This window comes from Leptolyngbya sp. FACHB-36 (genome assembly GCF_014695955.1).
Taxonomy (GTDB): Bacteria; Cyanobacteriota; Cyanobacteriia; order Leptolyngbyales; family Leptolyngbyaceae; genus FACHB-36.
Window position 1 is genome coordinate 1 of record NZ_JACJPG010000403.1, and the last position, 2112, is coordinate 2112.

Sequence of the window (2112 nt, forward strand, 5' to 3'; positions counted from 1 at the left end):
CGGCGATCGGGATCAACGTAAAGCTCGTGGTCGATCTGGTGGGAAAGAGAGGCGATCAACTCACCCGGAGAGTCATAGCCGTAAATTCTTGCAAGAGCAGGATTGGCGCTGAGAAAGTGTCCAGCAGGGGTTGTCTGAAAGATGCCATCGACCGCATTCTCGAAAATGCTGCGATATTTTTCTTCGGCTTGCTGAATCGCGGCTTCGGCAGATTTGCGATCGGTAATATCCATCGTGACACCCGTCAGCAGGAGCGGCTGACCCGGCTTGTTGCGAACCAAGCTACCGACGCTCGTAAGCCAGTGGACGCTGCCATCTTCCCAGATGGTGCGGTACTCGGTGCGGTACTCGCCGCCAGACTTCAGCACCTGCTGCACTGCCTGTTCATTCAGGACACGATCGTCCGGATGAACTCGCTCGTTAAACGCCTCAGAATCGCCTGAAAACGTTTCGGGGTCCAGTCCAAACAGCCCAACCACTTCGTTTGACCACTTTCCTTCGCTTGTAGCGAGGTTCCACTCCCACGCGCCCATGTGGGCTGCATTCATCGCCATATGCAGCAGGTTTTCCTGCTCTCGCAGAGTCATTTCTGTGTTCCGCCGCTGCATCTGATTTCGCAGCAGCAGCACAACAACGCCAAGCAGCGCGATGAAGATCAGGACGGCAAATCCCCGGACTCGCTGCTGTTTTTCAGTGAAGCGATCGGCGCGAGCTTGCAGCAGTCTGTCCAGCACCGGAGAAAAAGTGTCGTACAGCTTGAACTGGTCAGTAATTGCCCAGTCTCCAATTTGCGCAAACTCTAACGATCCGACTTCGCGGATTTGAAAACTAGTGATACGAATGAGTTTCAGCAGTTCTTTGGCGCTGATTTCGCTATCGGCGATGAACGGCTCAATTGCAGGTTTGAGGTCAGGATTTGCGGCAAAGGCAACTCCAGTGCCGCGCTGAATTGCATTCAGGTTGGATTGAATGGCGTTTGATGCGCTCAGAAGCCGTACTTTTTCTTGAGTGGTTGGGCTGCGCTTAACGATCGTGGTTCCCAACGTCATGACTTGAACCGACTGCTCAATCATCGAGGGAATCTTGGTCACGACTCCATCCATCAGATAGTAGCTGCCTAAGTCCGGATCGAGAATTAGGTTGGAAGCATCGCCGACGTCCGCGATCAGCGATCGCACATCACTGATCAAGCTGGCGTGGAGGGAGAGGCTGCTGTCAGGCGATAGCGTCAGTAGATTGTTCGAGAGCGTCTGTGATGATTGCCGAATTTTTTGCCACTTTGCCGTTGTTTTCAGGGTGGCTCCCAGATCGCGATCGACCGCATCCACCGCTTTCACGGCTGCTGCAATGTCTGCCTGCTTTTTCAGTAAGTCGGGTTTAAACGATGACTCCCCCTGGTAGTAGCTGAAGAAAAGCTGATGCTGCTGGATGAGTTGCTCTAGAAAAACTCGCAGCCTGTAGTTATAGCGCAGTCCCGATCGCTCTCTCTGGGCAAATTCAACGCTGATCCCAATCTCATCGGTGAGTTGCTGAACAACAACGCCAAACGGCACCGTAAAGATCAAGAACAAGCTGATTAGAATGCCCTGTCTGTATAAACGCTTGAGCCAGTTCTTTTTTCTCATGTCAACTGCAGGAGCAATGGAACGTTACAGCATCGGCTATGGGGATGGCTTGCTTTTTCCTTGAAAACAGGCAACAGCTCAATAAATCCGGAGGTCAACCGTAAAGGTTGAGTAAAGAAGGCGACTGAGTACTGGAATCCTGAAGTACAAATTGCCTTCATTTTGCCTTCATTCTGAATCTAGAGTAGAGCGTGTTCGCTAAAGTAACAGGCAATGGTATGGTTAGACTGCCCAAAATTATGGCAGATGCTCAGTTGTTTTACTGAATTTGATGAACTGGACGTTAAACAATCACCCATTTGAGTGGGGACAACGCACGTACCTGATGGGGGTTATAAATGTTACACCAGACAGCTTCAGCGACGGTGGACAGTTCACGACGTTAGACGCAGCACTGGCACAGGCGATCGCGTTAGCCGAGGCAGGCGCAGACCTGTTAGACATTGGTGGACAGTCCACCCGTCCACAGGCGTCTGAAGTGTCGCTG

The 2112-nt window shown here is 51.8% G+C and carries 2 protein-coding genes; one reads left to right on the forward strand and one right to left on the reverse strand.

All coding sequences use genetic code 11. From position 1 onward, the window contains the following. Positions 1-1625 (reverse strand): PAS domain S-box protein (locus tag H6F43_RS11325; RefSeq protein ID WP_190342870.1); only part of this gene is annotated, 1625 nt, incomplete at its 3' end. A gap of 271 nt (positions 1626-1896) precedes the next feature. Here H6F43_RS11325 and H6F43_RS11330 point away from each other — a divergent pair. Then, positions 1897-2112: dihydropteroate synthase (locus tag H6F43_RS11330; RefSeq protein WP_190342871.1), on the forward strand; the 216-nt coding region annotated here is incomplete at its 3' end.